7 protein-coding genes are annotated in these 3,871 nt (G+C 28.2%); 1 reads left to right on the top strand and 6 read right to left on the bottom strand.

Annotation, left to right across the window (positions count from 1 at the left end; all coding sequences use genetic code 11):
- Positions 1–213 precede the first annotated feature (213 nt).
- Together FJR05_RS05340 and FJR05_RS05335 are read right to left on the bottom strand one after the other, a co-directional pair.
- Complete coding sequence (locus FJR05_RS05340; RefSeq protein WP_254446746.1) at positions 214–699, bottom strand: DUF3368 domain-containing protein; 486 nt, start codon at positions 697–699, stop codon at positions 214–216.
- Positions 700–701: 2 nt separating this feature from the next.
- A complete protein-coding gene (locus FJR05_RS05335) occupies positions 702–941 on the bottom strand; it encodes a hypothetical protein (RefSeq protein ID WP_168643167.1) in 240 nt (79 codons plus the stop codon).
- A 21-nt stretch (positions 942–962) separates the two neighbouring features.
- On the opposite strand from FJR05_RS05335, the gene FJR05_RS05330 reads away from it, so the two are divergent.
- Entirely contained in the window at positions 963–1,181 is a 219-nt protein-coding gene (locus tag FJR05_RS05330; RefSeq protein WP_168643166.1) for a hypothetical protein, read from the top strand.
- On the opposite strand, the gene FJR05_RS05325 is transcribed toward FJR05_RS05330, so the two are convergent.
- The 4 genes from FJR05_RS05325 to FJR05_RS26825 all read right to left on the bottom strand — a co-directional run.
- On the bottom strand, positions 1,171–1,584 hold the full coding sequence (locus tag FJR05_RS05325) for a type II toxin-antitoxin system VapC family toxin (protein WP_168643165.1): 414 nt from the start codon (positions 1,582–1,584) through the stop codon (positions 1,171–1,173). The genes FJR05_RS05330 and FJR05_RS05325 overlap by 11 nt on opposite strands.
- Before the next feature lie 10 nt (positions 1,585–1,594).
- On the bottom strand, positions 1,595–1,843 hold the full coding sequence (locus FJR05_RS05320) for a hypothetical protein (protein WP_168643164.1): 249 nt from the start codon (positions 1,841–1,843) through the stop codon (positions 1,595–1,597).
- A gap of 220 nt (positions 1,844–2,063) precedes the next feature.
- Entirely contained in the window at positions 2,064–3,686 is a 1,623-nt protein-coding gene (locus tag FJR05_RS05315; protein ID WP_168643163.1) for a hypothetical protein, read from the bottom strand.
- The coding region (locus FJR05_RS26825; protein WP_217385523.1) for a hypothetical protein at positions 3,683–3,871 on the bottom strand (189 nt) is incomplete at its 5' end. The genes FJR05_RS05315 and FJR05_RS26825, both read right to left, overlap by 4 nt.

Here is a 3,871-nt window from a genome sequence, read left to right as displayed (position 1 = left end):
CCTACTTCTACCTACCCTATAAACTCTCGAAAGTGGGGGGAGAGTGAAAAACTACAGTTGTAATTGATTAACCAAAGAAATCACATTTTGGCATTCTTCCTGTAATTCCATTAATAACTGATTAAGCGTTGAGTTTTCGCTGCCAATTTTTTGATTTGCGAGTTTCATTAATTTTTACTCAATCTTTTTAACGCTTGTTTTATCCCTCATTTATCAATTCTCAAAAATACTATCAAAAATTTCTCGTTTTACTCTAAAATTAACATCCCTGATTTGTTGGTACAATATATCTAAATCAGAAATGTTAACTTTATCATCTAGTTGTAATTTACGAATTACTGCTAAAGTTCCTTTAACATTTAATCCTAATCTTATTGCTTCTTTTCTAGCCGCAAAGTCGTCTAAAATAATATAATCTGGTTGTAATTCTATACCTAAAGTAATAGCTTGAGATTCTCCTATTCCTAAACGCTCATTTAAGCGATTAGCTAAAGAAACTAATTGTACTTTTTGGACTAATAATTTATTCTCAGCGATTAGTGTATTAATATGTATTGATGATTTATCTTGTTTAGCACTGATTTCTTCTTTAACACTTTCTGGTAATAAAAATTGCGATTCGGTTGTCAGGAATAAATCAAGGAAATTTAACCGAGATAGGAAAATTAAAGGGGAAGAGTTAAATACTATTTTCATCATGCTTACCAGGTTTTTTCTATAGCGATATCTTCAACAGTAAGATATGAAAAATCTATTCCCATTAATTCTAAAACTTTCAAAAATATTTCTGTATCCATGTCCATGATTTCGGCTGCTTTATGTAAACTAATCAACCGAGATGTTAAAGCACCGAGTACAAATATAAATGTCTCTTTTTGTTCTATACTCTGGAATAATTGCACTTGAGAAGCAATTTCTTTAAAGGTAGTTTGTTGATTCATTTATTTGATACTGGTTGATGGATGAAGTCTATTTTTACAATTATATCAACTTCGCTCTACCAAAACCATAAGATAAAAAGCGATACCTTCGGTGAGCTTTGCTATCGCACTCCATCCTACCTACATCAAACAGCGATCGCACTTCAAACTCCCTACATCCAAAAGCCATCGCACTTCCAAACCATAACCAAGAAGCGATCGCTCTTAGAGGCTATACCCAGTTTAACTATTAATCTTTAAACAAGATGAGAAACCCCTCTTGTGTAAAATGTTTATCATGAGTTAAGATTTCTATGATATTGAACTTTTTCATTGTCATCATAGAAATACAGTCTGTTAAACTATATCCTTTATCAAATCGTTGTTGAAATAACTCTAAACCTGCTATAAATGATTCATGGGTTTGAGGTATTACTTGAATATTATGATCTGCAATAATTTGAGTTATTAGCTGAGAAACTGCTGATCTCATTGGCGTGGGAAAAGCAGCAAAAAAATTTATGGTTTCTGTTAAAATTTCCTCTGTGGTGATAATTTTAATATTTCCAAGATTACTGCTATAATTTCTGACACGATGATGCCATGAATCACTTTTATTAATTAATGCTACCCAATAAAACGTATCCGCAAAAACGCTTTTCATTATCTATTGTTTATTCTTGTATGAAATTTTGTTGATAAAGATAGTAATCATGTTTTTCTGCTCCATCTGAAGGAAGTGTTTCTAAGACTTCTTGAGGAATATCTTTGATGATATCATCAGCTACTTCCCAAATAGGTTTATATTCAGTTGGTTGAGAGTTGCTTTTTTCTTTGACAGCACGAATATAATTAAGTATTTGAGTTAGTTCAATTTCTGGTATTTGCTCTATTTCCTGTATGATTAATTCTTTGGTTTGCATGGATTTTTTGTAGTTTAGTGGGTGAGTAATATTATTTTAGCAAGGGTTTTGCTTATTTTTCAACTGTAAGGGTAATAAGCGATCGCTCTTCATCATCCTACCTACATCAAAAAGCGATCGCACTCCACAACCACATACCCAAAAAGCGATCGCATTCTAATTACACTATATACTATTATAAGCAATAAGCAATAAGCAATAAGCAAAAGCATTTTTATGATTAATTCAATGCTTTTATAGATAACTGAATACCATAGTTTTTGTCTATACTAATCACCTTTGCAATTAAATTTTGTCCTATGTATAACTTTTCTCCCTTATATTTGAAATCATTAATATTTGGGATATAAGAATTACTCAATTCACCAATATAAATACTACATCTACGAGTTTCATTTTCAATTTTCACGAAAATTATACTTGGAATAATATTTATTATTTTACATTCTTGAATTGAGGATATTTCTATTTTTTTATCTACTAATTTCTGTTTTTTTTGGGTTTTAATAATTCTCATTTGTTCTTGCAAGAATTTATTGATTTCTATCAATTGATCTTGCGTCATATTTTCTTGACAAGTTTGATAGGTTATAAAATTATCAATTTTTTTTAATAAATTTACTCTTTTACTCTTATTGAGATTATTTCTAGTAACCACAATATTAATCCATTTTTGTATTACTAAATATAAATTAGAATGTATTGTATATTTATATGTGCATATTTGTTCAAATATTGATAGAGCTTTATCCATTTCTTGAGAATTATATTTTTGAAAAGAAGTATCAACTCTTTCAATTGCTATAAGAACAAAATCTTCTATAGGAATATCATATCTTTGTATTATTTCTAGTATTGATGATAGGTGATTAGGATGTCTCCTTTTCAAAGATGATTTTATTCTACAAATAATTGTTGTAATTATATTTTCCATAGGATAATTATATTTATCTAATATTCTGCTGTAAATACATATTTTTGATATATTTTCCTTTTGCATAGTTGCAATGATCAAAGGAGTAATTTTTTGAGCATATTTTCCTATATTTAAGTTGAATTTATTTATAAAATTTAATGTTTCTACCCATGAATGATTTTCTATATATCTATTTACAACAAAGTCAGGTGAAAATTGATTCTCAAATCCTAAATTAATAATAATTTGATAATTCTCAACAAATTTATATTTATCAATAAGTACATTAATAAAATTAATAATGTCAATTTTATTGAAAAAACTTGACAAATTAAATATATATATAAGTTTGAGAATTAGTGGTATTATATTGGTATTTTTTCTGCCAGGGAGTAATAAAAAATCACATATTTTTAAAACTTTATCTATATTCTTCTTATCAAGAATAATTTTATTTAGTGGATTTAATGTTTTGCAAAAGCGAAAAATTAAAAGTATTAGTTCTCTTTTTGTTTCTACAGTTTTTAAAATCAAATTAATTATTTCTAATTTTATATCTATATTTATATTTTCCATTGCAAAAAGCTTTTCAAAAATTCGATTCTGCTCGATATTTCTTGAATCTATTTGATGTAGTATTTTAATAAAATTATCATAACAATCTAACTCTATCAGTGCAATTAAACCATTAATGGAAAGTTTAGGGTTGTCAAAAGAAATTGCCTCTCTTTCGGCTATTGTAATTAGAAAATTAACTAATTCTCTTTCTTCATCAACACAAGTTAGTTTACATTGTGCCGCTAATAAAATATTATGTTCAGCAATATCTTTGATGCGTTTTTCTCTTTGCTCACTATCTAATAAACCAGTAGCACGACGTATCATTTCAAAATATTTAGGATTGGTATAATATTCGGTAGGTATCATGGAAATAAAGTGTTAAAATAATCCCCTGCTAAAGTTTCTTGATATGACTGATGAGCAAAACTATACACCATGTCATCTTGAGCTAAAATATTAAACTCAGTTGCTTTTTTCAAAATAGCTATTATTTCTTGTAGTTTTTCACTCTCCCCCCACTTTCGAGAGTTTATAGGGTAGGTAGAAGTAGG

The organism is Dolichospermum sp. UHCC 0259 (assembly GCF_009711935.1).
Taxonomy (GTDB): Bacteria; Cyanobacteriota; Cyanobacteriia; order Cyanobacteriales; family Nostocaceae; genus Dolichospermum.
Note: the sequence above shows the minus strand (reverse complement) of the source record. Positions and strands in the feature narration are given on the sequence as shown.

Excerpts from the sequence above, each read along its gene's own strand:
- FJR05_RS05340 (WP_254446746.1), bottom strand. The coding sequence starts at position 699 with ATGATGAAAATAGTATTTAACTCTTCCCCTTTAATTTTCCTATCTCGG.
- FJR05_RS05335 (WP_168643167.1), bottom strand. The coding sequence starts at position 941 with ATGAATCAACAAACTACCTTTAAAGAAATTGCTTCTCAAGTGCAATTA.
- FJR05_RS05330 (WP_168643166.1), top strand. The coding sequence starts at position 963 with ATGAAGTCTATTTTTACAATTATATCAACTTCGCTCTACCAAAACCAT.
- FJR05_RS05325 (WP_168643165.1), bottom strand. The coding sequence starts at position 1,584 with ATGAAAAGCGTTTTTGCGGATACGTTTTATTGGGTAGCATTAATTAAT.
- FJR05_RS05320 (WP_168643164.1), bottom strand. The coding sequence starts at position 1,843 with ATGCAAACCAAAGAATTAATCATACAGGAAATAGAGCAAATACCAGAA.
- FJR05_RS05315 (WP_168643163.1), bottom strand. The coding sequence starts at position 3,686 with ATGATACCTACCGAATATTATACCAATCCTAAATATTTTGAAATGATA.